The organism is Agrobacterium sp. Azo12, assembly GCF_029193765.2.
In the GTDB taxonomy this organism is placed as follows: Bacteria; Pseudomonadota; Alphaproteobacteria; order Rhizobiales; family Rhizobiaceae; genus Agrobacterium.
In genome coordinates, this window is record NZ_JARFYO020000002.1 from 697,017 (window position 1) to 723,035 (window position 26,019).

General features: G+C 56.0%; 20 protein-coding genes. 8 read left to right on the forward strand and 12 right to left on the reverse strand.

Annotation, left to right across the window (positions count from 1 at the left end):
• Positions 1-6: 6 nt before the first annotated feature.
• Both PYL13_RS19670 and PYL13_RS19675 read right to left on the reverse strand, forming a co-directional pair.
• Positions 7-918, reverse strand: coding sequence for an ABC transporter substrate-binding protein (locus tag PYL13_RS19670; protein WP_192489868.1), 912 nt, complete (start codon positions 916-918; stop codon positions 7-9).
• Between the two features lie 105 nt (positions 919-1,023).
• Positions 1,024-1,908: an AraC family transcriptional regulator gene (locus PYL13_RS19675; RefSeq protein WP_192489869.1), complete on the reverse strand. Its 885-nt coding sequence runs from the start codon at positions 1,906-1,908 to the stop codon at positions 1,024-1,026.
• Between the two features lie 410 nt (positions 1,909-2,318).
• On the opposite strand from PYL13_RS19675, the gene PYL13_RS19680 reads away from it, so the two are divergent.
• Positions 2,319-2,615, forward strand: a complete 297-nt coding sequence (locus PYL13_RS19680; RefSeq protein WP_275643322.1) for a PRC-barrel domain-containing protein — start codon at positions 2,319-2,321, stop codon at positions 2,613-2,615.
• Between the two features lie 187 nt (positions 2,616-2,802).
• Positions 2,803-3,411 carry a J domain-containing protein gene (locus tag PYL13_RS19685; RefSeq protein WP_275643323.1) on the forward strand — a complete coding sequence of 203 codons (609 nt, stop codon included), beginning with the start codon at positions 2,803-2,805 and terminating at the stop codon, positions 3,409-3,411.
• A gap of 95 nt (positions 3,412-3,506) precedes the next feature.
• Here PYL13_RS19685 and PYL13_RS19690 read toward each other — a convergent pair whose 3' ends face one another.
• The 6 genes from PYL13_RS19690 to PYL13_RS19715 all read right to left on the reverse strand — a co-directional run bounded on the left by PYL13_RS19690 (position 3,507) and on the right by PYL13_RS19715 (position 9,622).
• Complete coding sequence (locus PYL13_RS19690) at positions 3,507-4,361, reverse strand: amidohydrolase family protein (protein ID WP_275643324.1); 855 nt, start codon at positions 4,359-4,361, stop codon at positions 3,507-3,509.
• The gene (locus PYL13_RS19695) at positions 4,362-5,354 is read right to left on the reverse strand and encodes an aldo/keto reductase (protein ID WP_275643325.1); all 993 of its coding nucleotides are present in this window, start codon (positions 5,352-5,354) and stop codon (positions 4,362-4,364) included.
• Positions 5,351-6,550 (reverse strand): mannonate dehydratase, encoded by a 1,200-nt coding sequence (gene uxuA / locus PYL13_RS19700; RefSeq protein WP_275643326.1) that lies wholly within the window; start codon positions 6,548-6,550, stop codon positions 5,351-5,353. The genes PYL13_RS19695 and uxuA overlap by 4 nt, the downstream gene beginning before the upstream one ends.
• 11 nt (positions 6,551-6,561) lie before the next feature.
• Positions 6,562-8,028: a mannitol dehydrogenase family protein gene (locus PYL13_RS19705; RefSeq protein ID WP_275643327.1), complete on the reverse strand. Its 1,467-nt coding sequence runs from the start codon at positions 8,026-8,028 to the stop codon at positions 6,562-6,564.
• A 78-nt stretch (positions 8,029-8,106) separates the two neighbouring features.
• Positions 8,107-8,835 carry an SDR family NAD(P)-dependent oxidoreductase gene (locus PYL13_RS19710; RefSeq protein ID WP_275643328.1) on the reverse strand — a complete coding sequence of 243 codons (729 nt, stop codon included), beginning with the start codon at positions 8,833-8,835 and terminating at the stop codon, positions 8,107-8,109.
• Positions 8,836-8,860: 25 nt separating this feature from the next.
• Positions 8,861-9,622 (reverse strand): GntR family transcriptional regulator, encoded by a 762-nt coding sequence (locus PYL13_RS19715; RefSeq protein WP_275643329.1) that lies wholly within the window; start codon positions 9,620-9,622, stop codon positions 8,861-8,863.
• A 162-nt stretch (positions 9,623-9,784) separates the two neighbouring features.
• Between PYL13_RS19715 and PYL13_RS19720 the strand changes: the two genes are divergently transcribed.
• The 5 genes from PYL13_RS19720 (at position 9,785) to PYL13_RS19740 (ending at position 16,186) form a co-directional block, all read left to right on the forward strand.
• Positions 9,785-10,828 carry a sugar ABC transporter substrate-binding protein gene (locus tag PYL13_RS19720; RefSeq protein WP_441296678.1) on the forward strand — a complete coding sequence of 348 codons (1,044 nt, stop codon included), beginning with the start codon at positions 9,785-9,787 and terminating at the stop codon, positions 10,826-10,828.
• Between the two features lie 132 nt (positions 10,829-10,960).
• Positions 10,961-12,001 (forward strand): ABC transporter permease, encoded by a 1,041-nt coding sequence (locus tag PYL13_RS19725; RefSeq protein WP_275643331.1) that lies wholly within the window; start codon positions 10,961-10,963, stop codon positions 11,999-12,001.
• A gap of 10 nt (positions 12,002-12,011) precedes the next feature.
• Positions 12,012-12,980: an ABC transporter permease gene (locus PYL13_RS19730; RefSeq protein WP_275643332.1), complete on the forward strand. Its 969-nt coding sequence runs from the start codon at positions 12,012-12,014 to the stop codon at positions 12,978-12,980.
• A gap of 2 nt (positions 12,981-12,982) precedes the next feature.
• The gene (locus PYL13_RS19735; RefSeq protein ID WP_368077701.1) at positions 12,983-14,521 is read left to right on the forward strand and encodes a sugar ABC transporter ATP-binding protein; all 1,539 of its coding nucleotides are present in this window, start codon (positions 12,983-12,985) and stop codon (positions 14,519-14,521) included.
• A 348-nt stretch (positions 14,522-14,869) separates the two neighbouring features.
• Positions 14,870-16,186 carry a solute carrier family 23 protein gene (locus tag PYL13_RS19740; protein WP_275643334.1) on the forward strand — a complete coding sequence of 439 codons (1,317 nt, stop codon included), beginning with the start codon at positions 14,870-14,872 and terminating at the stop codon, positions 16,184-16,186.
• A gap of 228 nt (positions 16,187-16,414) precedes the next feature.
• Here PYL13_RS19740 and PYL13_RS19745 read toward each other — a convergent pair whose 3' ends face one another.
• On the reverse strand, positions 16,415-18,037 hold the full coding sequence (locus tag PYL13_RS19745) for an ABC-F family ATP-binding cassette domain-containing protein (protein ID WP_275643335.1): 1,623 nt from the start codon (positions 18,035-18,037) through the stop codon (positions 16,415-16,417).
• 253 nt (positions 18,038-18,290) lie between these two features.
• Here PYL13_RS19745 and PYL13_RS19750 point away from each other — a divergent pair, with 253 nt between their 5' ends.
• The gene (locus PYL13_RS19750; protein ID WP_275643336.1) at positions 18,291-19,337 is read left to right on the forward strand and encodes an alpha/beta hydrolase family protein; all 1,047 of its coding nucleotides are present in this window, start codon (positions 18,291-18,293) and stop codon (positions 19,335-19,337) included.
• 25 nt (positions 19,338-19,362) lie between these two features.
• Here PYL13_RS19750 and PYL13_RS19755 read toward each other — a convergent pair whose 3' ends face one another.
• Genes PYL13_RS19755 through PYL13_RS19765 form a run of 3 tightly spaced genes read right to left on the reverse strand, consistent with a single transcriptional unit; the run spans position 19,363 to position 25,981 of the window.
• Positions 19,363-22,536, reverse strand: a complete 3,174-nt coding sequence (locus PYL13_RS19755; protein ID WP_275643337.1) for a Mur ligase family protein — start codon at positions 22,534-22,536, stop codon at positions 19,363-19,365.
• A complete protein-coding gene (locus tag PYL13_RS19760) occupies positions 22,526-23,728 on the reverse strand; it encodes an HlyD family efflux transporter periplasmic adaptor subunit (protein WP_275643338.1) in 1,203 nt (400 codons plus the stop codon). The genes PYL13_RS19755 and PYL13_RS19760 overlap by 11 nt, the downstream gene beginning before the upstream one ends.
• Positions 23,729-25,981, reverse strand: a complete 2,253-nt coding sequence (locus PYL13_RS19765) for a type I secretion system permease/ATPase (protein WP_275643339.1) — start codon at positions 25,979-25,981, stop codon at positions 23,729-23,731.
• Between the last annotated feature and the right edge of the window lie 38 nt (positions 25,982-26,019).

Consider the following 26,019-nt stretch of genomic DNA (forward strand, 5'->3'; position numbering starts at 1 on the left):
AGGCGCTTACCAACTGAAGTCGGCAGCGTTTTCTTTGGTGACTGGACGGACGTCGATTGGCACTTCCTTCGGCACGACGCGCGCCCCCCACTTCTGTGCCAGCGCCATGGCAAGGCCTACGCGGATCTGGTCACGCGGAAACTGTGCGGTGGTCTGGATGAATGGCGTACCTTCGGCAATCGCCTTGACGGCTTCCGGTGCACCATCAACCGAGGTCAGCTTGACGTCGCGGCCCGAGCCCTGGATGGCGGCAAGAGCGCCCATGGCACCACCGTCATTGACCGAGAAGATACCCTTGAGGTTTGGACGTGCCTGCAACATGTTTTCGACAACGCCGAGTGCAATCGAGCGATCCTGACGACCGTTCTGCGTATCGACCAGCTTGATGTCCTTGAATTCGGCAAGCGCTTCCTTGCAACCTTCCACGCGCTGCAGGATAGGAATGACCGGAATGCCGTCGAGAATTGCGACTTCTCCTTCGCCGTTCAGCGCCTTGCCGAGAGCCTGGCACGACTGGTAACCGGCATCCTTGTTCTTGGAACCAACGAATGTATCAACCGGGCCGTTGGCATTGGCATCAACGGCAACAACAATCACATTCTGTGCCTTGGCTGCATTGACGGCGGCCTCCACGCCGGCCGAGTCTGTCGGGTTGAGAAGCAGAATGTCGATCTTCTGCTGCAACATGTCTTCAACGTCGGAAATCTGCTTGGCAACGTCATGGGCGGCATCTGTCACGATAACCTGCGCACCGAGGGATTTCGCTGCCTCGTCCAGCGCTTCCTTCATCGAGACGAAATAAGGGTTGTTCATTTCCTGAAATGTCATGCCGATCTTCAACTTGGCGTCCTGCGCCAAGGCAGGCACCGCGGTCAGCGCGACGGTGGCGATCGACAATGCTGTCAAAGCTCTTTTCATGTCAGTTTTTCCTCCCTTTGAACGGCAGGCAAAGCCCGGCCGTTTCCGGAAAGCACCATGCTTTCCGAATTCTATTGTCCCGGTACGGGATATGGATCGTGGCGCTTATCCGGCGGCTTTAAATGCTCCGTTGGCTTTAAAGGTCGCGCGGAATTGCGAAGGCGACATTCCCTTCAGGTTCTGGAAATGCCGGTTGAAATTCGAAATATTGGAAAAGCCGATCTCGTAGCAGATTTGGGCAATCTTGACTTCGGGACGCGTCAACAGTGTCAGACAGGCCAGATCGACACGCAGCTGGTTCTTGTAACGAACTAGAGTTGTTCCGGTATGGCGTTTGAAAGCCCGTGAAAAGGAACTGGCGGTGTGCCCAACCATGTCAGCGAGATCGCGCTCATCAATATCGTCGGTCAGATGTTCACGCAGGTGCGCGATGGCCCTGTTAATGCCGCTTTCATTGATATTCGACAGGTCCAGTTCATAGCTCAGACTGGCCAGCACTTCCGGTTCGGGCGCATTTGCCAGGACATCAAGGATTTCCCAAAACAGTGCCAACCGCATGATGCCGCGTGTCTCGATCAATTTCTCGATCAAAGGGCGCACCTTGTCACTCGTGACGTTGTCGAACAGCAGGCCGCGATGGCTGCGCTCTAGAAGCGGTGCAATGGCTTCCATCTCCGCCATGCCGGCAACACTGTCGTCGACAAATTTCTGCGGGAACTGAAGAACCAGCGAGCGGGCAGGCACGATTTCGTCAGGCTCGATATCGGAAATCCAGTTTTGAGGCAGATTCGGGCCGGTCATGATCAACTGACCAGGTTCAAAGCGACCAATGTGGTCACCGATGTAAAAACGACCTGAGGTCGCAACAACCAGATGAATTTCATATTCAGGGTGATAGTGCCAGCGAACCGTGCGAAACGGATAGCCGTGTCTCCACGCGGCGAAGCTTTCGCCTTTGCGGATATGGACCAGTTCCAGATCGGGTTGCACAGCGTTTCCTCCCCCCGAGCGCACAATGTCTGCGGCAAAATCTGCAAACCTCCAATTTGCAAATTTCGACATTAACAAGACCATAACCCCTGAAATTCAAGGCATCTACATCATGGCGAAAATTAAACCGATACTTTTTTGACAGCAGTTTTGCCGTGAGCGTTGATGATGAGAGCCGAATGTACAAGGACGGAGACGACACGCTGTCGTCTTCGTCGCACGTTTTTTATCCGCAGGATTTGCCTGAAACAGACCGACAGTTCCGGTTAATTTTTCCATCAAACGGTCATGGTGCAACAGACATTATAACGGTTATCGTAACCTTTACTGTCTGCGGCTACGCGAAAACTTTTGGAACCGATGGCCCGCATGGACGTTTTTCTAACTCCAAACAAGAGGAGAAAACGACCATGGATCACACTAATCACGTTCGTCTTACGACCACTGAACTCACGCCAGCAGTTCTGGAAGGCGCGACCGTTTACGGTGCTGACGATCACAAGGTTGGCAAGGTCGACCACATTCACGGTGCAGGCGCAGGCGGTAAGGCCATCATCGATGTCGGCGGCTTCCTCGGCATCGGTGCAAAACCTGTTGCGGTTCCGCTCAGCGATCTGGATTTCATGCGTGACGAGGACGGTGACATTCACGCCGTGACGGCATGGACAAAAGATCAGCTCAAGGACATGCCTGAGCATCACCACTAAATACCAGTTCGAAGCCCGGCCACCGCGCCGGGCTTTTTACATTTGTTGCTGTTCTATAAGCGGATATTCCAGATCGGCACATGGTGCATGGGACAATTTGCAACGGTTCACATGATTTTAACAAAATAGATGGATGTCACGCGCTGTTTTCTTGATCAGTTGATCCCAGTCAACTTATAAGGCGCTCATGACATCTGATTCAAAAATTTTCGTCGGCTTAAGGTCAACCAAAAAAACCAAGGCTGCATCAAGCAAGCCGCTTGGCCCGAAGTGCCAATGGGACGGCTGCGAAAACGAAGGCGCGCACCGTGCCCCCGTTGGCAGGGACGGCGAAGGACTCTACCTGTTGTTCTGTCCGAAGCATACCAAGGAATATAACAGCGGATATAACTTCGCAGTTGAACTGTCCGACCCCGTCGTCGCGCGGTACCAGAAGGAAGCAGCGACAGGCCGTCGCCGCACCTATGGCACACCCGTCAACAAACCGTCGGAAGCTCCGCTGCCGTCATCCGCCCGTTCCGGCTCTGCCAAAACCATCAATGCCCGCAAGGATGCGGAACAGCGTCAGCGTGAAAAAGCTCAACTTAAGCAGCGCAAGTTGAAGGTGCTGGAAGCAAAGGCTTTCGAAACGCTTGGACTGTCAGAGGATGCAACACCTGAAGAAATCAGGCTTCGCTACAAACAAAAACTGAAAATGCATCATCCCGATGCCAATCAGGGTAACCGCAACTCGGAAGACGATCTGCGTGCAGCCATCGACGCACACAAGATCCTCAAGCTCAACGGTTTCTGTTGACGCTATAGGCAATGGGGCACGCAAGCCGTTGCTCGCGCACCCCATGTTACGACAGTCCAAAGCCTCTGGGACGCGGCATCAGATGTCGTTATTGATCAGCGCTTGCCCAAATAAACTTGTTTCGCGTTGAGCGTGCCGATCAATTGCCGCTCGTCGGCCGACAGGCCTGACAACAGTTCTGTTGTGATGTTGACCCAGTTGGCCAAACCGCCACCGACATCAATGACCGGCCAATCACCACCCCACACCATACGGCTCGGGCCAAACAGTTCGAGGACAGTGTCACTGTAAGGTTTGACATCATCGATCTTCGAACCGGACGGATGGCAATATGTCGGCAAACCGGAAAGCTTCACCCAGAAGTTCGGCAATTCAGAAAGCTTGATCATCTCCTGACGCCAGGCTGCGAAGTCACCGCTAGCAATATCCGGCCTGCCGCAATGATCGAGGATGAACACGGTATCGGGATCAGCACGAACCAGATCGTAGGCGATCGATAGCTGCCGTCCATCGAAACAGAGATCGACGGGATACCCGGCCTTGCCAATCTTGCGAACATTGCGCCGATAGGTTTCGCTGCGGCTGAGATCATCCGGCATGACCTGAAGAATACGACGGAAACCCACCACGTTGAGGTCACCGCATTCTTCCAGCCAGGCATCAAAACCATCATCGGTTTCAGGACGGCAACTGGCGATCACACCCAGCATTTTGGGATAACCCGATCCGACCAGTCTTGACACCAGCCGCGCCTCGCTCTGGTAATCAACGTCATCCACGCCACTTTCCATGAAGATGGTGGCGGTGATGTTGCAGCCTGCAGCTTGCTCAGCGTAGACATTCTGGTCAAAAGTGCCGGACGCAATGGCCGGGACCTCTTCAGTCCATGCGTAACCGAGATCGCCACGCAGGATAAGATGCTGATGTGTATCGATCAGCTCTGTTGCCATTTACCCCTCCGTACCGATCGTATGCTCTTCAAATTGCGCCCAAGCCGTCTCTGCGATGGTCTGGTCGAAAAGTTCAACATTACGCAGGAGGCTGGAAGGTTTTGCCGTGCCAATCAGTACGCTCACCACCAGCGAATTGCGCAGCGGAAAATGCAAGGCGGCGGCAGCAAGCGTCGTACCGGCCGACTGCGCAACCACTTCCATAGCCTGCACTTTTTCCATCACATCGGGCGATGCCTCGACGTAATTGAAGGTAGCGCCCGGCCGGGCACCGGTCGCAAGAATGCCAGAGTTGAAAACGCCACCGATCACAAGACGCGTCCCGGTTTCCTCGCAACGCGCCAGCAACTCGGCTTCTGCAGAACGGTCAAGCAGAGTGTAACGACCAGCAAGCAAGATGACATCCAGCGGCACCCGCGCAAGAAGGTTGAGGCAGGCTGGCACCTCGTTCACGCCAAGGCCAATGGCCTTGGTTGCGCCGCTTGCCTTGAGTTCCTCAAGCGCCCGTGCACCACCTTCGACAAAATCTGCAAAATGGCGATCATAATCCGCACCGAGCGTGGTCGCTTCGAGATCGTGGATGTAAAGAATATCAATGCCATTCAACCCGAGACGGGCAAGGCTGTCCTGATAGGACCGCATGATACCGTCATAGGTATAGTCATGGACCTGCGCGAACGGCAAAGGACGGACAAACCCGTGATCGGGAATGTCCTCCTCTGCGACGGGCTTCAGCAACCGGCCGACCTTGCTCGACAGGACATAGGACCCCTTGGGTTTGTCGCGTAAAAAGTCGCCCAGCCGACGCTCCGAAAGGCCGTGTCCGTAATGCGGGGCCGTATCGAAATAACGAATACCGGCCTCCCACGCCGTTTCCAGCGTGGCCATGGCATCTTCACGCGATACTTCGCGGTAGAGGTTGCCGATACCGGCGGCTCCGAACGAAAATGTACTGAGTTCAAGGCCTGTGTTTCCAAGTGGCCGCCCGATCATGCCGCCGCCCCCTCTTTGTCGAGTTGGCGCTCAATTGCGCGGATCGCGCCACGAAGCTCACCCAGGCCCTTAACGCGGCCGATATAGGAGTAACCGGGGTTGGTCTTCTTATCGATATCGTCACCGAGCAGATGCCCGTGGTCTGGGCGCAGTGGAATTGCGCGGCGGGTATCACCGGCTGCCGCGCGACGGCGTTCCTCACGCAACAACGCCTCGACAACACCCACCATATCGGTACCACCATCCAGATGGTCGTCTTCAAAGAACGAACCATCCGCCTCGACGGTAACATTGCGCAGATGCGCAAAGTTGATACGCGGTGCAAATTCCGTCGCCATGGCAACCAGGTCATTATCAGGACGTGAACCGTAAGACCCGGTGCACAGTGTGATACCGTTGTAAGGGCTGTCGAGGGCAGACAGGATGCTGCGAACATCTTGCGGCGTCGATACAACACGCGGCAGACCGAAAAGCGAGAATGGCGGGTCATCCGGGTGAATGCCGAGATAAACACCATGTTCCTCTGCAACAGGCACCACTTCTTTTAGGAAGGCCAGCAAGTTGCTCTGCATTGTAACGGCATCGATACCGCCGAAGGATTCCAAGAGCGTATTGATGGATTGCCGCGTCTGCACAAGTGCACCGCCCGGCAGGCCGGCGATGATATTGCGCTCCAGCAGCAGTTTTTCATCATCACTCATCGCTTTTGCCCGCTGTTCGGCACGTGCAACGACGTTGGCATCATAGCTTTCAGCAGCATTGGGACGCTTGAGGATGAATACGTCATAGGCAACGAAATCAGTCATCTCGAAACGCAGGGCCAGTCCAGTGCCACGTTCGGTGCGCCAGCGAAGGTCGGTACGTGTCCAGTCAACCACAGGCATGAAGTTGTAGCAAACGGTGGGGATACCGGCACGACCGAGATTGGCTAGGGTTTCTTTCCAGCGGGCGATCGCCTTGGACGCATCTGCGTCACCGCGTTTTACGCATTGCTCCATCGGAATGGATTCGCAAACGCTCCACTCAAGACCGGCCGCCTCGATCATCTCCTTGCGTTTGATGATTTCTTCAAGCGGCCAGGATGTACCATCGGGAATCTCGTGAAGCGCCGTCACCACGCCGGTAGCACCGGTTTGGCGGACATGTTCGAGCGTGATCGGATCGTTCGGGCCGTACCATCGCCAAGTTTCCTGCATGAATTCCTCCCTTAGATAATGTCGTCAATGGCGCAAAGAGCGCCTTGTGTGTTGATGGCCTTGCAGGCGGAAGCCAATGCTTCGGCAAAACCGGGCTTGTTGCGCCATTCCGGTGTGAAAACTCGATCGAAACCCAAGAACCGCTCGACCACCTGTTCGGCAGACAATGCGCGTTGGTCGACGGCTGGCCATTCGTTGAATGCCGGATCGTTGATGATGATCGGCGCATCCTGTTCATCGCGTGCGGCGCAGGAGCAGATCCACAACGCAGCGGCCATCAGCACCGCACCATGCGGTCTGCCCTGATCCATTAGTTCAGCAAGTGGCGACAATATGCGTTGCGGCACCTTCTGCGAGGCATCGGACGCAATCTGCACCGCCTTGTGCCGCAGCGAAGGATTGGCAAAACGCTGACGCAGACCACTGACATAGGTCGCACCATTAAGATGCGATGGCAGTGTTGGGTCTATTTCGCTCCAGTACCGGTCGATGAACCGGCGCACGCGCGGATCTGCGTAGACATCGGCAACCGTTTCGAGTCCGGTGATTTGGCCGATGGCGGCAATCGCTGTATGAGCCCCGTTGAGCATCCGGAGCTTCATGTGCTCGTAGGGTTCGACATCGTCGACAAATTCTACGCCTGAGGCTTCTAGCTCGGGGCGACCATGCGGAAAATGATCCTCGATGACCCATCGGAAATAGGGCTCTGCAACAACTGGCCAGGCGTCGTCCACGCCGAGCGCCTGGTTTACTGCAGCACGATCCTGATCCGTGGTCGCTGGCACAATGCGGTCTACCATCACGCAGGGGCAGGATACATTCTGCGCTATGTAATCTGCGAGATCTGAATCGGTCAGACCCGCGAACTCCACCAACAGCGCTTTCAGCACCTTGCCATTAGATGGCAGGTTGTCACAGGAGACGAGTGTCAGTGGTACGGCCCCTTCGGCACGGCGACGTCTGAAGGCGGCGATCAGCACTCCATAGATCGAGCGCGGTGCCTTGGTAGCGTCTAGATCGTTCTGCACATCCGGATGGCTGCGCAGCAAGGTCCGCTCGGACAGATTGGCGAGATAGCCTTTCTCCGTCACGGTCAGGGTTACGATACGCACACGAGGATCGCTAAGCCGGTCGATCAGTTTTGAGGGATCTTCTGGTGACACCAGAATTTCGAGGATTGAGCCGATAATCCGGTAGGTCACGGTCTGCCCGTTGCGTTCGCAATAGGTATAGAGATTGTCCTGCGGTGCGAGCGCATCACGCGTGTCGGCACTGCGCATCGAAGCGGCGACAATGCCCCAATCCGTCTCACCACGTCCAAGGCAATCATCAACAAAGACCGCCTGATGTGCGCGGTGGAAAGCTCCAACACCGAGATGAACAATACCCGGTGTTACCTTCGACCGGTCATAGCCAGGAACCGAGATATCGGCTGGCAGGGTGGCAAGCGCTGTTCGTGAGAGACGGTTTCCCGGCACTGTAATTCCAATCTACAATAACAAGATTATGTCCTGACGGCGCGAGTGCAGGCCCGCTTTAGCAGCGGACACGCCTGCTCAGCCGAACTGCAAACCGCCGTTCATATCGATCACCACCCCGGTCATGAAACCGGACAGAGGTGATGCGAGGAACCGCACGGCATGGGCAACCTCTTCAGGTTCACACAGGCGTCCAACCGGGATCTGCGCAAGCTGACGATTGCGATCTTCTTCCGACAATTGTTCCATGATCATGGGCGAAACGACGTAAGCTGGCGCAATGGCATTGGAGGTAATGCCAGCAGAGGCCAACTCGCGGGCCGTGGAATAGGTCAGACCGACAAGTGCCGCCTTGGACACCGCATAACCCGTTCCCGCAGTAAGACCACCGGATTTCCAGGCATATGACGAGATGTTGATGACGCGTCCCCAACCATTTTCTTTCATCGCGGGAATGGTTGCCTGCGTCAGCAGAAGGGCAGCATCCAGATTGATGGCCATCAACCGATGCCATTCCTCCAGCGTGGTACCCGCAAGTTTGTTTGGCGAAAGTATGCCGGCATTGTTGACGAGAACATCCACGCGACCATGGCGCTCAAGCACACCCTTCATCGCATGCTGAATGGCGGCAGGGTCCGAGAGGTCAACGATAACAGGCTCACAAATCGGGCCCAATTGTTCGATTGCAGCGGCATCACGATCGACCGCAAGCACATGGGCTCCCGCCGCAGCCAGCGCTTTTACGATAGCGCGGCCAATACCACCTCCCGCACCGGTCACCAGTGCGATCCTGCCCTTCAACTCCATTGAAACTCCCCTCCACTTGCCGTTATCAAACGGCCAGATTTTTTCTTTGCTGCTCAGACATCCGTCCGAAAATGACGAAAATCATATCAAGATGCGTGACAAGCGCCTGCTCGGCGGCAGCACCATCGCCACGATCAAGTGCGTCCACAATTGCCAGATGTTCAGCGATAACATCCGGCAGACGCTCGGCCGTCTGCCACAGGCGATGGAAACGCGTCAGCGTAACCTTGGCACTCAGCACGGCCTGCCAAACCCCCTCGCGACCGGCAAAGGTGCCCAGAAGGTGGTGAAACTCCTCATCGGCGCGGAAAAATCCATCACCGTCACCTGCGGCGATAAATTGCTCTTGCTCACGGATCAACTGACGCATCGCGCGGCTCATTTCCGACGTCCATAACGGCAGAACTTCGCGCAGCAGCGCAATTTCCAGCGAGCGCCGGACAAAATGGCTGTCCTGAAGACCAGCTAGCCGGATCGGCGCCACGAAGCTGCCGACCTGCGGATAAACATCCACCAGCCCTTCCTCGGACAATCTCTGGATAGCGGCGCGCACAGGTGTGCGAGAGATGGCAAACTGCCGACAAATCGAGTTTTCGCTGATTGGACTGCCAGGCGCAAGGCGGACTTCGATGATGGCGCGACGCAACGCAGCATGAACCTGATCCGAGGCGGAACGTTGACGATCCAGAACCAGCTCAAGCCCTTCCAGACCGGCAGATCCCAGGGTTACGCTCTGCACGGAGCCTTGATCAACCATCTGCGGCAACTCGGTCAAAGTGCGCTTCATCTCACCTCATCCTGAAAAACGAAGGCCGCAAAGATTCCATTTGCAGCTTGTATACAAGTATTATAGTGTCCAAGCCGTTCTTGCAAGTGGCTAGTTGGGAGCAGCCCCCGCATTTTGGGCGCTTAATCAGACACCTGACAGAGTTGAGGAGGTTTGAACACAATGAGGAGGAAACTCATGTTGAATGGATTGCGTAGCTTTGCGGCTGTGACTGCATTGGGAATGAGTGTCGGCCTAGCGGGTATCGCGCAGGCAAGCGACACGACTGTTGCACTGGTGCCGGGAGGCCCACACCCTTATTTCGCGGCCTGGGAACAGGGCGGCGCTGATGCTGTAAAAGAATTCGGCCTGCAGTCGGCTGACTACAAGGTGCCGCAGAAATGGGAACTCGCCCAGCAGAACCAGTTGCTCGAAAGCCTCCTTTCACAAGGATATAATGGCTTCGTGATCTTCCCGGGCGACCCGGTTGGATCCGTTTCGACAGCAGAAGAGCTGACATCCAACGATGCAACAGTGATCGCGGCTGGCGGCTGCTTTAAAGATCCATCATCTGCAGCCTTCTGCCTGGGTACCGACACCGGTAACTCGGCCTATATCGGCACCAAGGAACTGGCCCGCATCCTGGGGCCAGGCAAAAAGCGCATCCTGCACCTCACCGGCTTCCTGGTTGACCCAAATACGCAGCTGCGTATCGACGCAGTGAAGAAGGCTGCGGAAGAAACCGGCAATGAAGTCGTGCAGGTTATTGCCGACATTGACGCGCCGGAACCGGCTGAAGAAAAGATCAATGCTTACCTCGCAGCGCATGCCAGCGAAGTAGACGGCGTTATCGCAACTGCCTGGGTACCATCAGTCGTTGCCGCCAATGCGCTGCGCAAAATCGGCGACAAGCGCATCAAGATGGTTGGTATCGACCATGACCAGGTTGTGCTTCAGGCCATCAAAGACGGCTTCGTCGACGGCACCATGCTGCAGAACCCGTATGGTCAGGCTTATGTCGGCTCCTACGCCGTCAACAAGCTACGCTCGGGTTGCACGGTCAAAGCAGACGCGCCATTCAAGACCAACGCACTGACCAGCAAATTCATCGATTCCGGCACCGCCTTCATCGATGCCAGCCAGGTTGATAGCTATGTCAATTCGATGCGTGACGAAACCAAGAAGCTGCTCGAAAGCTTCGACGCCACCTATCTGAGCTGCAACTAAGACTTTTGAGTTCGAAGGGGGAAGAGGCTTTTCGAAGCCTCTTCCTTGCGTCGACGGAGCGTCGTCTGATCTGCCCCGTCCGGCATAGGCGTTTGCGCCTTGTCCCCACGACCGGAATTCGAAGGAACACCCATGTCATCACAACAAATTCCAGCACCCTCAGAAGTCGGCACAAGCCGTCCAGCCTTCGGCACGGGAACGTCCCGCACCAGTATTTTTGTCTCCAACGAATTCGGGTTGATCTTGCTGATCGCCATCTTCGTCCTTGTTTTCAGCCTGACGACGAAGGGTTTCCTCAGCCCTTTCAATCTTTTCACGCTTGGTCGTAACACTGCTGTCAACATCATGATCGGTCTGTCCATGATGACGGTAATCGTCACCGGCGGATTGAGCCTCGCGGTTGGCGCCATCGGCGTTTGTGCCGCCATGTTTACCGGTTACGCCATCGAGATCCTGCAACTTCCATGGCCGCTGGCCATCGTGGGCGGTATTGGTCTGGGTGCGGCGCTTGGTTTCGTCAATGGTTTCACCGTTGTTCGCACCGGCTTGCACAGCTTCATCATTACCCTGGCCACCATGAGCATATTCTTCGGTGTCATGGTGTTCCTGACCAGAGCGGAGGCCTATCGCAATCTGCCGCCCGAATTTGCCGCCTTCGGCAAAATGAAATTTTTCACCTACTTCTCGCCACTGCTGCTGATAACCATCACCGTCGCCATTGCGCTGACCTGGCTTTATCACCGCAGTGTTCTCGGCCGTGAAATGTTGGCCGCAGGTGCGCGCCCGGAAGCTGCAGAGCTGTCCGGCGTTCGTGTTGGTCGCATCACCGTTCTGTGCCACATGCTGTCGGGGTCCCTCGCCGCAATCGCCGCATTGATGCTCATTGCCCGCAATGGTGCCGCCATTCCATCGATGGCTGGCCAGTTGGGGCAAGACTGGTTGCTGCCAGCCTTCCTTGGCCCTGTGCTGGGTGGCGCACTGTTGAACGGCGGCAAGGCACCTGTTTTAGGGACTTGCCTGGGTGCCGCCCTCGTCACGTTGTTGACCGGTGGCCTTCTACTGCTTCAGATCGGTGATTTCTGGGTACAGACCTTCCTTGGTCTTCTCCTTCTCGTCGCAGTGTTCATGGACAAGGCGCGTCGCAGCTACCTTGCCTATCATAACCTTGCCTGAGGTACGATCGATGACAAATTTCAAACTTTCCCGCCTCGCCAGGGCAGACTGGTTCGGACCGCTGCTTGCAACGGTGATTGCGATTATCGTGATCCGTAGCTTCAGCCCGAACTTCCTGTCATCCTTCAACATTCAGACACTGCTGCTGGCCATTTCCATCAATGCCTTGATCGGTTTTTCGCAGATGATCATCATCGCCATCGGACAGATGAACCTGTCAGTAGGTGCAATTGGCGGTCTTGCGGCAATCTCCTTTGCCGGACTGATGGAAATATGGGGGCTTCCAGCTCCGATTGCAGCCGTTCTCGCGCTTGGGATCGGCGTCCTCTGCGGCATGCTCAACGGTGTATTGATCAGCATCACCGGCATATCCGCCTTCGTGATCACGCTTGCGACACTATCCATTTATAAGGGCATCAACCTCGGCATTACCCGTGCCCAGCCGTTTTACGGCATTCCTGACAGCGTCAAGGAACTTGGTTCCATGACACTGTTCGGCGCAATCCCCATGCTGGCACTGCCAACTGTCATCGTCGCCATCGGCCTTTGGTATCTGCTTAATCGTCTGCCAATCGGTCGTTTCATTCTGGCTGTCGGCGGTAACGAACACGCAGCGTCCCTGTCGGGCATTTCGGTCCGCACCGTCGTGGTCGTTGCACACTCGATCTCGGGTCTGCTTGCCGCCTGTGCCGGTATGTTGCTGGTCGCACGTCTGCAGATCGGCCAGCCGTCGATTGGTGATGACTGGCTTATCCTGTCCTTTGCCGCACCGGTGATTGGCGGTGCAGTTCTGGCGGGCGGTCATGTCAGCGTTGCCGCCACCTTCCTCGGTGTTGTCGTGGTTGCGCTGATCACTCAGGCATTGGTGCTGTTTTCAATCGACCCGTTCCTTGTTCAGGTCGTGTTAGGAGCACTCATTCTTGCGGCCGTTGGCGTCAACAAGCTGCGCGGCACGGCCCCCGTATCGAGAAAGGCATGACAATGACCGTCACTCCCGTATTCGAAGCTATCAATATCGAAAAACGTTTTCCGGGTGTGAAGGCGTTGGACGGCGTGTCCCTTTCCCTTATGCCGGGCTCGATACATGCCCTGCTTGGGGAAAATGGTGCTGGCAAATCGACACTGATCAAGGTGATCACCGGCGTTCATCGCCCAACATCTGGTCAGCTTCTCGTCAACGGACAGGATGCCCAGTTCTCCAGCACGCGCGACGCCGTGGCAAAGGGCATTGGCGTTGTTCACCAGGAACGCAATCTCATTCCGCGGTTTTCGATTGCCGAAAACATTCACCTCGAACAAACAACCCGTCACGCGCTCAAGCCAATTGATTATGCCGAACTAAACCGTTCGGCACGCAAATGGCTGGATGCACTGGAATTCGACATCGATCCGGCAACGCCGGTCATGGACCTGTCCGTTGCACAGATGCAACTTGTCGAAATTGCCAAGGCCCTGTCCTTACAAAGCCGCGTTCTCCTGCTGGATGAGCCGACAGCATCACTGACATCAAATGAAACCAAAACGCTGTTTACGGTTTTGCGCAGATTGCGGGACAATGGCGTCAGTCTGGTTTTCGTCAGTCACAAGCTGGAAGAAGTTTTGGAGATTTGCGACCGCGTTACCGTGCTGCGTGATGGCGTCAATGCCTGCCAGAGCCAGTCACTCGAAGGCCTCGGTCGTCAGGATCTCGTGCGTTTCATGATTGGCCGCAACGAAAGCGCTGGCGGCTGGCAAAAGCGCGATACGTCAACCAACCCGGTGGCCCTTGAGCTGAAAGACGTGTCGACAGCCATCGGTCATAGCAATGTCGACCTCACAGTCCGTAAAGGTGAAATTCTCGGCCTTTACGGCTTGATTGGAGCCGGACGCAGCGAACTCGCCAAATCGATCATGGGACGAATTCCGGTCACCAGCGGCGAAGTGCTGATCGATGGGCAGGTTGCCCGTATCTCTTCGGTCGGCGATGCTATCCACCGATATGGTTTGGGCTACGTCAGCGAAGACCGCAAGACGGAAGGCCTGCTGTTGCCGCATTCGGTCCTCGCCAATGCTGGCATTGTCGTCTGGAAACGTTTGTCCGGCCTGTTTGGAAGCCTGTCCGACGCAAAGATCCGCAAGGCCGTTGTCCCATTCCTCGAAAGGCTGGAAGTCAAAACACCAAGCCTAGCACAAACGGTTGGCAACCTGTCCGGTGGCAACCAGCAGAAGATCAGTGTCGCCAAATGGCTGGCCGCCGGCATCAAGGTCCTGATCATTGATGAGCCCTCCGTCGGCATCGACATCAAGACCAAAGCCTATCTGCACGATTTGTTGCGTGAACTTGCCAATAATGGCACCGCCGTCATTGTCATCACCAGTGACATGCCGGAAATGGTCGCGCTGGCAGACCGGATTGTGGTGATGGATAATTACAAGGTGCAAGGCGCAATCGAAAACGACGGCGTTTATGAACGCATGAGTGAAGCGATCATGAACCTCATCCACAAGGTCAAACCAGAACAGGTCAGCGCCACAGCCTGACAGCTTGCCCCCAAGTATCGTCGTTTAAAACGGCTGATATCAACACCTACCTTGCCGACACCGGCCAGGTAGCCTGCCCGAACGGCAACTTTGTATACCTTGCTGGCGTGTGCGAAAGACGCGGCGCCCAGCTTCCTGCATATTATACTTCGGCGTTGTGGGTAATTTATCCAAGGCGATGACAGTCGCGCCCAATATCATTATCAAGAACATCCGGTGCGGGTGCGTCGAATCGACGCCAGCACCGTCACATATCGGGACAATGGTAATTTTACTTCACGCCTGCGACTTGCTGCGGATGATCTGCGCGCGGTTGCACGGCGCGCATCAAACAGAGCGGGGCGAGCAATGAACGAGACTGGCGGGTATTTTCCACGTTGGCGACTGAAGACGGAAGGGCGCATTCTGCCCGATGAGAGGCTGCCGACCGGGCAAACAGTTGTGCTTGGTTTTCAGCATGTTGTGGCCATGTTTGGTTCCACTGTCCTGGCACCTATTATCATGGGGTTCGATCCAAACGTATCGATCCTGTTTTCTGGCATTTCAACGCTGATTTTCTTCATTGCCGTGGGTGGTCGGGTACCGAGCTATCTCGGTTCCTCCTTCGCATTCATCGGCCCGGTACTGGTTGCAACTGGCGCAGCTGCCGGAGCGGTTAACCCGGACATTTCGCTGGCCCTTGGCGGCATCATTGCCGCAGGCGCACTTTATACCCTGATCGGCCTGCTGGTAATGTTTGTTGGCCATCGCTGGATCGAGCGGCTGATGCCGCCAGTTCTGACGGGTGCTATTGTGGCTGCCATCGGACTGGTTCTCGCGCCGATTGCCGTATCAAACGCCTCTGGTTCCGGTCCCGCAAGCCCCGATGGCGACCAGCTTTCCCGCTGGATTGCCATTACGACCTTTGTTGCCGTCGGTGTCGTCGCGGTTTATGCGCCCGGCATGGCGCGCCGCCTACCAATCCTCATCGGTGGTGCGGTGGCCTATCTCGCCTATATGGTGGTCACCAACGGGTTCGGCCTTGGCGCACCGGTTGATTTTTCCGGCGTTGCGGCTGCCGCATGGTTCGGCTGGCCTCATTTCACCGCACCATCCTTCTCGGCCTCGGCAATCACTCTGATTGCCCCTGTCGTGATCATTCTGGTTGCGGAAAACCTCGGACATATCAAGGCAATCGGCGCAATGACTGATCGCGATCTTGACCCCTACCTTGGTCGCGCATTTATCGGTGACGGTATTGCCACGATGTTTTCCGGCGCCTTTGGCGGCACCGGCATGACCACCTATGCTGAGAACATGGGCGTCATGGCGGTAACCCGGATCTTCTCGACACTGGTTTTCCTGGTTGCTGCGGCAGTTGCCATCATACTTGGCTTTTCCCCGAAATTCGGCGCGCTGATCCAGACCATTCCAGGTCCAGTGATCGGTGGTCTCTCGATTGTTGTTTTCGGTCTGATTGCCGCGACTGCGGGCCGTATCTGGGTGGAAAACAAGGTCGATTTTTCCGAACCACGCAACCTGATCACTGTTGGTGTCGCACTGGTTCTCGGCGCAGGCAATTTCAAGCTACAGGTCGCAGGCTTCACGCTTGATGGTATCGGGACTGCAACGATCGGTGCAATTGCACTCTACCACCTGCTTGGAATGACAAGCCGCCGCGCCTGATCACTCCATCTGCAATCCCCTCCCGCTTCGCCGCATGGCTGGCGGGAGGGAAACATGCCTGATGACAACGAGAAACGACATCATCAAAGTTTGAGCATGCACACCTAAATTGCAGTCAAAGAGCTGGCTTCAAAAGCGAGTGCCTTGCTGCTCCTTGGTAGAGGCAATGGCGACCATTGCAGGAGAAAAGCGGTTGTGACAGCGACGTTCCAAGATCATCCTGAATAATCAACTGCTCAGGCCCGGTGCCTCATGGCCGGTACGTTCGACATATTCCGTATAGCCGCCGCCGTATTGATGAATACCATCGGCGGTGAGTTCCAGCACCCGGTTCGACAGGGCAGCAAGAAAACGGCGATCGTGCGAAACAAACAGCATGGTACCTTCGTAGGCAGCCAGTGCCTTGATCAGCATTTCCTTGGTATCAAGATCAAGGTGGTTGGTCGGTTCGTCGAGAACCAGGAAGTTTGGAGGATCAAACAGCATGGCCGCCATGACAAGGCGAGCTTTCTCACCGCCCGAAAGAATACGGCAGCGCTTTTCCACATCATCGCCAGAGAAACCAAAACAGCCGCAAAGTGCCCGCAGTGGAGCCTGTCCGGCCTTTGGAAACTTCTGTTCCAACCACTGCAGAATGGTCAGTTCACCCTCCAGCAAATCCATAGAGTGCTGCGCGAAATAACCAAGTTTGACGCTAGCCCCCAAATTCACCGCGCCCTGATCCGGCTCGGTCGATCCGGTCACCAGCTTCAGCAGCGTGGATTTACCAGCACCATTGACGCCCATGATGCACCACCGCTCCTTGCGGCGGATCATGAAGTCCAGCCCTTCGTAGATAGTACGGCTGCCATAGGCCTTGTGAACACCCTTCAGGTTCACAACATCATCGCCCGAGCGCGGCGCGGGAAGGAAGTCAAACGCCACCGATTGGCGGCGACGTGGTGGTTCCACGCGGTCGATCTTGTCCAGCTTCTTCACGCGGCTTTGTACCTGCGAAGCATGTGACGCACGCGCCTTGAAGCGTTCGATAAACTTGATTTCCTTGGCGAGCATCGCCTGCTGGCGCTCAAACTGGGCCTGCTGCTGTTTTTCGTTCTGCTCGCGCTGGCCTTCATAAAACGTGTAGTCGCCAGAATAGGTATTCAGCGAACCCGCATCGATTTCGATGATCTTGTTGACGATACGGTTCATGAACTCGCGGTCGTGCGAGGTCATCAAAAGCGCACCCTCATAGGTCTTCAAGAAGGATTCCAGCCAGATCAGGCTTTCGATATCAAGATGGTTCGAAGGTTCGTCCAGCAGCATGACATCAGGGCGCATCAGGAGAATACGGGCCAGTGCCACGCGCATCTTCCAGCCACCGGACAATTTGCCGACGTCGCCATCCATCATTTCCTGCGAAAAGCTGAGGCCCGCCAAAACTTCACGGGCGCGGCCTTCCAGGGCATATCCGTCCAGCTCTTCGTAACGTGCCTGAACTTCACCGTAGCGCTCGATAATCGCATCCATCTCATCCATGCGATCAGGATCGGACATCGCCGCTTCAAGTTCGCGCAGTTCGGCTGCAATGACGCTGACCGGGCCAGCACCCTCCATAACTTCGGCAACCACGGACCGGCCTGCCATTTCACCGACATCCTGATCGAAGTAACCGACTGTCATGCCTTTTTCGACAGCGACCTGGCCTTCATCCGGCTGTTCCTCACCGGTAATCATACGAAACAGCGTCGTTTTGCCTGCTCCGTTCGGGCCAACAAGACCAATCTTCTCGCCGCGATTGAGCGCAGCAGATGCTTCGATATAGAGGATACGATGGCTGGCGGACTTGCTGATATTTTCGATGCGGATCATGAAACGGAATGGCCTTCTGAATTGTGCGCACCCCTATGGCATGGACGCGGCAGAAACACCACACCCGCAGCTGTGAAAGGATTTTGACAGCTCCTGTCTAACCGTGACCGCGATGCTAACGGCGCCGTTACCACCACGTTAAGCTTCATGCACAAACAGGCTTGCAAGAGACGGGCGGCATCTGGTGTGATGGCGAAGGAACTCACTCGATTGTCATCAGCATAGCGAATGAAGTCATGAGCGGAGTACGTCATTGAACACCCAACAACCAAGACTCACTTGGTGGATCATTCGCTGGGCTCTGCTGGCACTGGCTATTCCCGGGGCATCGCATTCTGCGCTGGCGGATGCACCACGTCTGGGACCGTTTGAATTACCCAAACCGCGACAGCTGACCGTTTTTAACGACCAGCAAAGCTTTGACCCGACCGAGGCGCTCAACGGCTCCTTCACAACCGGAAAAGCTTGCAGCGATGTTCCCTACGGTCTTTGGGTTGAGGTCGATGGCCAAGGGGATTGCATTCGTTATTATCCGCATGCGCTGGCGGATGGCGAGAACCAGAAGGTGCTGGTTTATTTCGGCGGCGACGTGATGTTGCGGAGTGCCAAGGGGGTTCGGTTCATAACAAAATCCTATATGCGGCAATCACCGGAGACCATTGCTACCGACATGGCGGCATGGGCACAAAAAGCCGGGCATCCGGTGATCTTTATGGCGAGGCCTGGCATTTATGGCTCGTCCGGTGATCACAACAATCGTCGTCAACCGCGTGAAATTGCCCTGATGGGACGTGCGTTGGACCTGATCAAACAACGCCACCGGGTATCATCCTTCATTTTAAACGGTCATTCCGCCGGGGGGCAGATCGTGGCGGGCCTTCTCAACAAACGGGATGATGTTTCGTCTGTCGTTATCACATCGGGTCTGGTGTCAGTGAAGCAGGTTTCTGATTTCTGGGAACGGCGCCGCAAACTGCCCGGGAAGCTTCTCTATGATGCATCCGGCTTTTACGATCCCATTGAGGAGATCGACAAAATCACGACAGAACCACGGCCTGATATTTATATCATATCGGACCCGGAAGATCGGGTCGTGCCGTTTTTCAGCCAGCTTTATTACGTCAGACGTTTGCGAGCAGCTGGTTTAGAACCGCACCATATCTACGCTCAGGCCACGGATCGTCAGCGCCATCTACTCGGCCAGCACGGCCGTCTTGCAGCCGCGCTGCTGGCTCAGGGGCAATCGCAGGTCGATATTCGCCGCGCCGTAAACGAGATGGATCTGGAACAGTTCAAGTAGCGGTCAATTTCCACGACCTGCGAAGTCAGGCAGCGGCGCTGCCGTCAGCGCTTTTCTTCAGCCAGGCAACCAGCTCATGCATGCCCGCACTATGCGAGCCCTTGACCAGCACGACGTCTCCGTCTTGCAGTTTTTCCCGCAAAATGTCCTTGAGAACCTGCCGCGAGTGCACATAGGCGCCTTTAAGTTCCGGGGACAGTTCGTCCCAGAACTCACTGTAGAGATCACCGGCAACATAGACCTGATTGATCGAGCTCTCTCGCAGCGATACCGCAAGTTCGGTATGATAGCTTGCAGCACCGGGACCCAGCTCTGCCATTTCGCCCAACACGGCAACCCGGCGGCGCCCATCACCGTGATCGTTCAAACGATCCAGCGCCGCGCGCATCGAGCCGGGATTGGCATTATAGGCATCGTCAATCACCGTCAGACGGCGACCGTCGAGTGACAGGCAAATCTCTTCGCCACGACCAGGCAGTGCCGCAAAGCTTTCAAGCTGCGCGATGGCCGGTTGCAGCGGATGGCCGAGCGACGCCACTGCGGCCAGCACGGCGAGACTGTTTAAGGCCATATGCTGGCCAACCGCACCGACACGATAGCTGATCTCACGCCCCTCAATACGGGCATGGGTCAGACCATCGGCGGCGTTATAGCGGGTCAGTTGAAATGCGCAGTCGTCAGTGGTCCCGTAGGTCATGATATCGAGCCCGCGTTTGCGCGCAGCATCATGCACCGTATCCCATTCCAGCATATCCCGGTTGAGCACGGCGACGTCGCCGGGATACATGCCAAGAAAAATCCCGCTTTTTGTTCTGGCAATATCGGCGACCGTGCTATTCCGACCCAAATGCGCCGGCAGAACGTTGGTGAAAATGGCGACCCGCGGCCGCGCCATGCGGGCGCTTACCGCCATTTTGCCAACCGCCAGTTCCAGAACCACATGTGGCGTGTTCCAGGCCATGGAGGCCAGATTCCAGCCAACGCCGGCAGGCAGATTGGCATTGTGATGACTTTTGCCAACATTGCCCCAGGCCGAGAGTGCATGTGCAAGCATGGCAACGACAGTTGTCTTGCCAGCACTGCCGGTTACACCAAGCACATTGCCTGTCATCTGACGGCGCGCATAATCGCCCATATCAAGGATGGCACGCGTACCATCCTCCACATGCAGGACCGTACCCGGATAAATCTGCGTCAGTGTAGCATCCGTCGTAATAAGGCCCGCCGGGGACGGTAGGCCATGAAGATTGGAAACGGCGACGCCCGTCTCCCCATCTGCGCTGCGGACCAGAACAAGTGCACCCGCTTGCATCGCTGGCGCGAAGATACAAAGTCCATTGGCCGTCCAGCCCTCAGGCGGTTGACGAAGCCACCGGCCGCCAGTTGCGGCCTCGACATGAGCAGCTGTCCACTGCCCATCGGGAAGCGGGACCTTGGACGCTTCCAGAATGGGTAAAGAGCGACGTTTGGCTGCTGCAGATTGGCGAACCAGTTCACGAAAAGCTGCCCGTTCCCGCAGGTAGCTGCGATAGGCGACAAAGCCAGAGAGGTAATGCTCCACATCATCAATCCGCACCCGGAAAGCGTGATGACGGATGAAGAACGAGCCCGAAATGCGGTCGGGATTGCCGTAATACATCGCCATTTCTGGCCAGAAATGCCCATTGAGCAGGTGCTGCGCCCGTTTTTCGAGCGCCCGCTCGAAATGCACCAAATCGATATCGCCAAGCAACCGCTGCAACTGTGGCTCCGCCGCGATCCGTGACAAGGTCTGTCGCGCCGCCATCATCAATTCCAGCAGTGTCGGAAAGGTGGTGATGCGGTTTTCAACAAAGCCGAGATAACCGGCAATGTTGCGGATGGCGAAACGAAAATACCGCTCCTCCGGCTTATAACGGGTCAATTCATTGACGCAGTAACCAAGCCAATGATCGTGATGTTTCCAGTGCTCCTTGGCTATGAAGTGTTCAAAAGCCTTCTCCACCGTCGCCAGCCACACCGTGTCTCCGGTCAAAGCATAAAGACGCATCAATCCGAAAGCCGCCTCACCGTCATAATAGATGGTGCGATACCGCTGCTTGATGCTCAAATCCGGGAAATTCAACACATGGACAAATGCACCGGTCTTGGCGTTCTGCATGTGGCGGATGCCAAGCGCCAGCCCCTCCGCCAATTCCAGCCAGTCATGATTGCCCATGACTGTCATGTATTTCACAAATGCCAATATCGCGACGGCGTTGCCGCCCAGCTTGATCTCGCCGTCGGCCTCAACGAGAAAGGCAGCGTCAGACCCATCGGGAAGGACAGCAGGTTTTATCAACATCTGAGCCAGATATGTCAGAGCATGGTCGATCGCATCCTTGAGCTTTGGGTCACGCGTCACTTCCCAAGCCTCTATCATCGCATAGGTCGTGCTGGCGTGGCGCAGCGCATTGTAAGCGTCAATCCGCCGATCAAAGCAGGCGTGATATCCATAAACAAAGGAACCATCTGGCTTGACCTGTCCGGCTAGATAGGTCGATGAATCGCGGATCAGCGACAGTGCTATGCCGCCATCAATCTTTTCAATCCTACGTCGTCCTGCCTCAAGGCCGGTTCCGTCCAACTGGTGCAGCCTGTCGGCTTCGTCGCAAAAGATACCCTTCGTCTGGAAAAGATAGACAGACTGGTCATCCGCAAAACGCAGTTCGGGGAGCACGTGATACCGTGTACGGGCATAGAGACTGAAATTTTTCTCATTGAGCACAGCATGGTCAATGGTGTTGCCACCATAAAGCATCGCGTTCGCGTTCAATTCCTGTTCCGTGAACGCAAATCGCAAATCCGTATCAAGTGCGATGCCAAAGCGAAAATAGTTGCGCTTTACCTGATCAAGCAACGCTTTCAATCGTGACCAGGTTGTTGCCTCCGCAACATCAACCCAGTCCACACGAAGCCAGCGCCCCTTGATGCCGTTCGCCTTCATGACGGTCAAAAGCTGCTCAATGCCTTTTTGCCATGCCGATTCCAGCGATGGCCCGGAGGCATTGATCACGCGCGCCTTTTTGTCACCATCCGAAACGGAAAAAAACAGAGTTACAGCCGGGAACGGTCTTTTCAGCGGGTGAATTCGGCCGCGCAAATACGACCTGACGCTGGAAAGCCGCTCTGTCATATCCTGCGGCGTTATCGGCAATACCGCCTCTATATCAACGTTCACGCAGCGCCTCCCGAGCCTTGTTGAAAGGTTTGATAAGATATTCCAGCACGGTCTTTGCCCCGGTATGAATGTCGACAGTTGCGACCATACCCGGCACGATCGGAAGTTCCCGGCCGTCGGCATTCACAAGCGCATCTTTTTCGGTCTTGATGAAGACGCGGTAATAATAAATCGTGCGATCAACCTCGTCTTGGATCGTGTCGGGCGAAATGGTGGTTACCTGCCCGTCGAGACTGCCGTAAATCGCGTAATCATACGCGCTGACCTTAACGCTCGCACGTTGACCTGGGTGGATGTAGGCAATGTCACGTGGCGAAATACGGGCTTCAACAAGAAGCTCGTCCCCCAGCGGAATGATATCCATCAGCTTGCCGTTAGGCGGTATCACACCACCAATCGTCGACACCTCGATATTCTTGACGATACCCCGTACTGGAGAACGACGGGTCAGGCGGGAAAGACTGTCGGTCCGACCGGTCACGACAGGTGAGAGCGAATTCACCTCGCCATTCATCTTGGCCAGTTCCTCCCGTGCGCGCACAAGATATTCTGATCTGACTTCGACCTTCTTGAGCTCCAGTTCAACGATCTGCCTGCGCAGACGGATAACTTCCACGTTGCTTGCCGCCCCAACGACCCGCAGCTCCTCGTTAAGCTTCAGCTCACTGCGCACCAGTTCAAGCGATTCTTCCACCCAATGCAGGGACTGCTCGAGCGACTGGCTACGCGCATTGTAAAGTTCGGTCTCGGCGGCAATCAGTGAAGGATAAGCGTCCAATGCCGGTGAAAATGCAAGTGCCGTGCCGTTGACTTCGGCATCAAGCCGCGCGGAAGCTGCCAGTGCGGCACGATATTTTGCGGCGGTTTCTTCAACATCCGATTCACTTCTGGTGGGGTCGAGCTGGGCAAGAATCTGCCCAGGTTCAACCACCTGGTCCTCCCGCACAAGCAGCTTTGCGAGAATGCCGCCCTCCAGCGACTGGATGACCTGCTCGCGGCTGGTAGGAACCACGCGGCCGTCACCGCTGGAAACCTCGTCCAGCGTTGCGAAATAGGCCCAGACCAACATGGCGATCAGCAGGAGAACAAAAATCTGTACCACCCGGGTCGAACGGCTCAGTTTTCGTCCGTCATCGTCACCGAAAGCCCATCCACCCTGACCGGAAAAATCACGATCGCCGATTGTCGCCATTCATGCCTCCTTGACGGTCTTGAGTGGAAAACCTGCGACTGCGTTGCTACCAGCGCTACCGGTAGTCTTGGCGCTAATGTCCTTCGGCGGAACCACCTTGGTTACGCCGCGCAAAGTGTTGAGAACCTCCTCCTTGCTGCCATCGAGTGCAACCTGACCGCCCTCAACCACCACAATGCGCTGGACCAGATCAAGGACCCGCATGCGATGGGTGGCAACGACCACTGTCCGTCCTGCACTCCAGGTCTGGAAGCGTGCGATGAACTGACGTTCCGTCGCCTCATCCATTGCAGCCGTTGGTTCATCGAGGAGCACGACAGCGGGATCGCGAATGAGCAGGCGCGCCAGCAGCAAAGCCTGCTTTTGACCACCGGAAAGACCCCGGCCACCTTCAAGGATGGGATGATCAAGCCCGCGCGGCAGCTTCCGTACGAAGTCGTCGGCACCTGTCATTGCCAACACCTCAAGCAAAGCAGTTTCAGGTGCATGCAGGGCACCCAAAGTCACATTTTCACGGATAGTACCGTGAAATAACCTGGTATCCTGCGTCAGAAGGCCGACATGGCGGCGGACATCGGATGGATCGATTTGCGACAGTGCCAGATCGTCCAGCAAGATTTCTCCGGCAGCTGGTTCGATCATGGCGGACATCGCCATCAGAAGTGTGGATTTTCCTGCACCGTTTTTGCCCAGCACCGCGACTTTCTCGCCAGCGGCAATGGCAAGGTCACCAATGACAAGCGCCGGCTTTCCGGCTCCAGCACCATAATGGAAAACAGCACCCTTGATCCGGTAAGCCCCGCGCAGATTTGGCGCGCTGACGCGTGTTTCGGTCGCCGGATGGTCAGAGGGCATTTGCAGGATGGCGTCGATGCTTTTGAGGCCGACCCGTGCCTGCTGAAATCTGCCAAGGATTTGAGTTAGTTGCGCCATTGGCGCCATCATGCGTGAGCCGAGAATGGAGCAGGCAACCAAAGAGCCGGTCGTCATGTCACCCTCCATTACGATCGGTGCACCGACAAAAACCACGGCGGCAAATGTTCCTGTCTGGATAGAATGGCTCCACGCGGCGAGACCGTTGGTGATGGAACGCAAACGAAGCTGACCTTCAGCCGAAACTGCATTGTAATGGTTCCAGCGCTGCTGGAAATGATCTTCGGCCTGCAGGGTTTTGATATCTTCGATGCCCTGCACCGCCTCGACCAGCATGGCATTGCGCAACGAGGATTCACGCATGGCTTCATTGGCTGCCGCCCGCAGTTTGCCCTGGACAAGAAGGCCCGGCAGCAACAGGAGAACCAGGGCTGTTATCGGAATGAATACCAGTGGTCCGCCGATCATCCAGAAAATGAACAGGAACAGGAAAAAGAACGGCAGGTCAGCGACCGCGGCCACCGTCGTCGAGGTCAGAAGTTCACGCACCTGTTCCAGATCACGCAACTGGGCGATGAATGTGCCTGTCGATGTCGGACGAGCCTGGTTCTTCACACGAAGAGCATGACCGAAAACAAGATCCGATATGCGCATGTCAGTCCGTTTGCCGACAATATCGATAATGCGGGTGCGCAGCCGCCGCATTATGAAATCAAACAGGGCGGCAAGAAGCACGCCGATAAACAGCACATAAAGCGTGTTGAATGACTTTGATGGCACCACCCGGTCATAAACCTGCATGGAAAACATCACGCCTCCCAATGCCAAGACATTGGCAACCAGAGACGCCAGCATGACATGGCTGTAGGCGCCTAAGTCCTTGAAGGCAATGGTGCGGAACCAGTGTTCGCGATGCGGGGCAATGTAACTATCGACCCGTTCATCCACTGTGCCGCGTTGCGGGCGTGCCACAACGGCAAAATCACTATGCGACAGAACGATGTCGAGAGGCAGGGTCGTGGCGCAACCACCATCGCCGCTAAAGACAACGGAAACCTCCTGGCTGGCAGAAAGTGCCGTGACAACACCGACTGCACCATCCGCAAATTGCAGGATCGTCGGCAGTCGCCAGCTTGTCAGCAGGTTGGAGGTCGGTGCTGCCCGTTTGATGCGCAGCCCCATTTTGCCTGCCATCCGGGTCAGGCATTCTTCTGTCCCGTTATTATGCAGCGTCTCGATAAGCTGTTTGGCCGCACCGGGAGAAAAAGGCACGCCATAATGGCGTGCCACATATTGGAAAGCTTCATTCCAGCCCGCGATATCGAGGCCGGGTGCGTTGGTGTCCGGGGGGGATTCCGTTTGTCCATCGGAAAGAGACATCAATGCTCCTCTTGCGCGGCAGGTGGACTGTTGGTGCC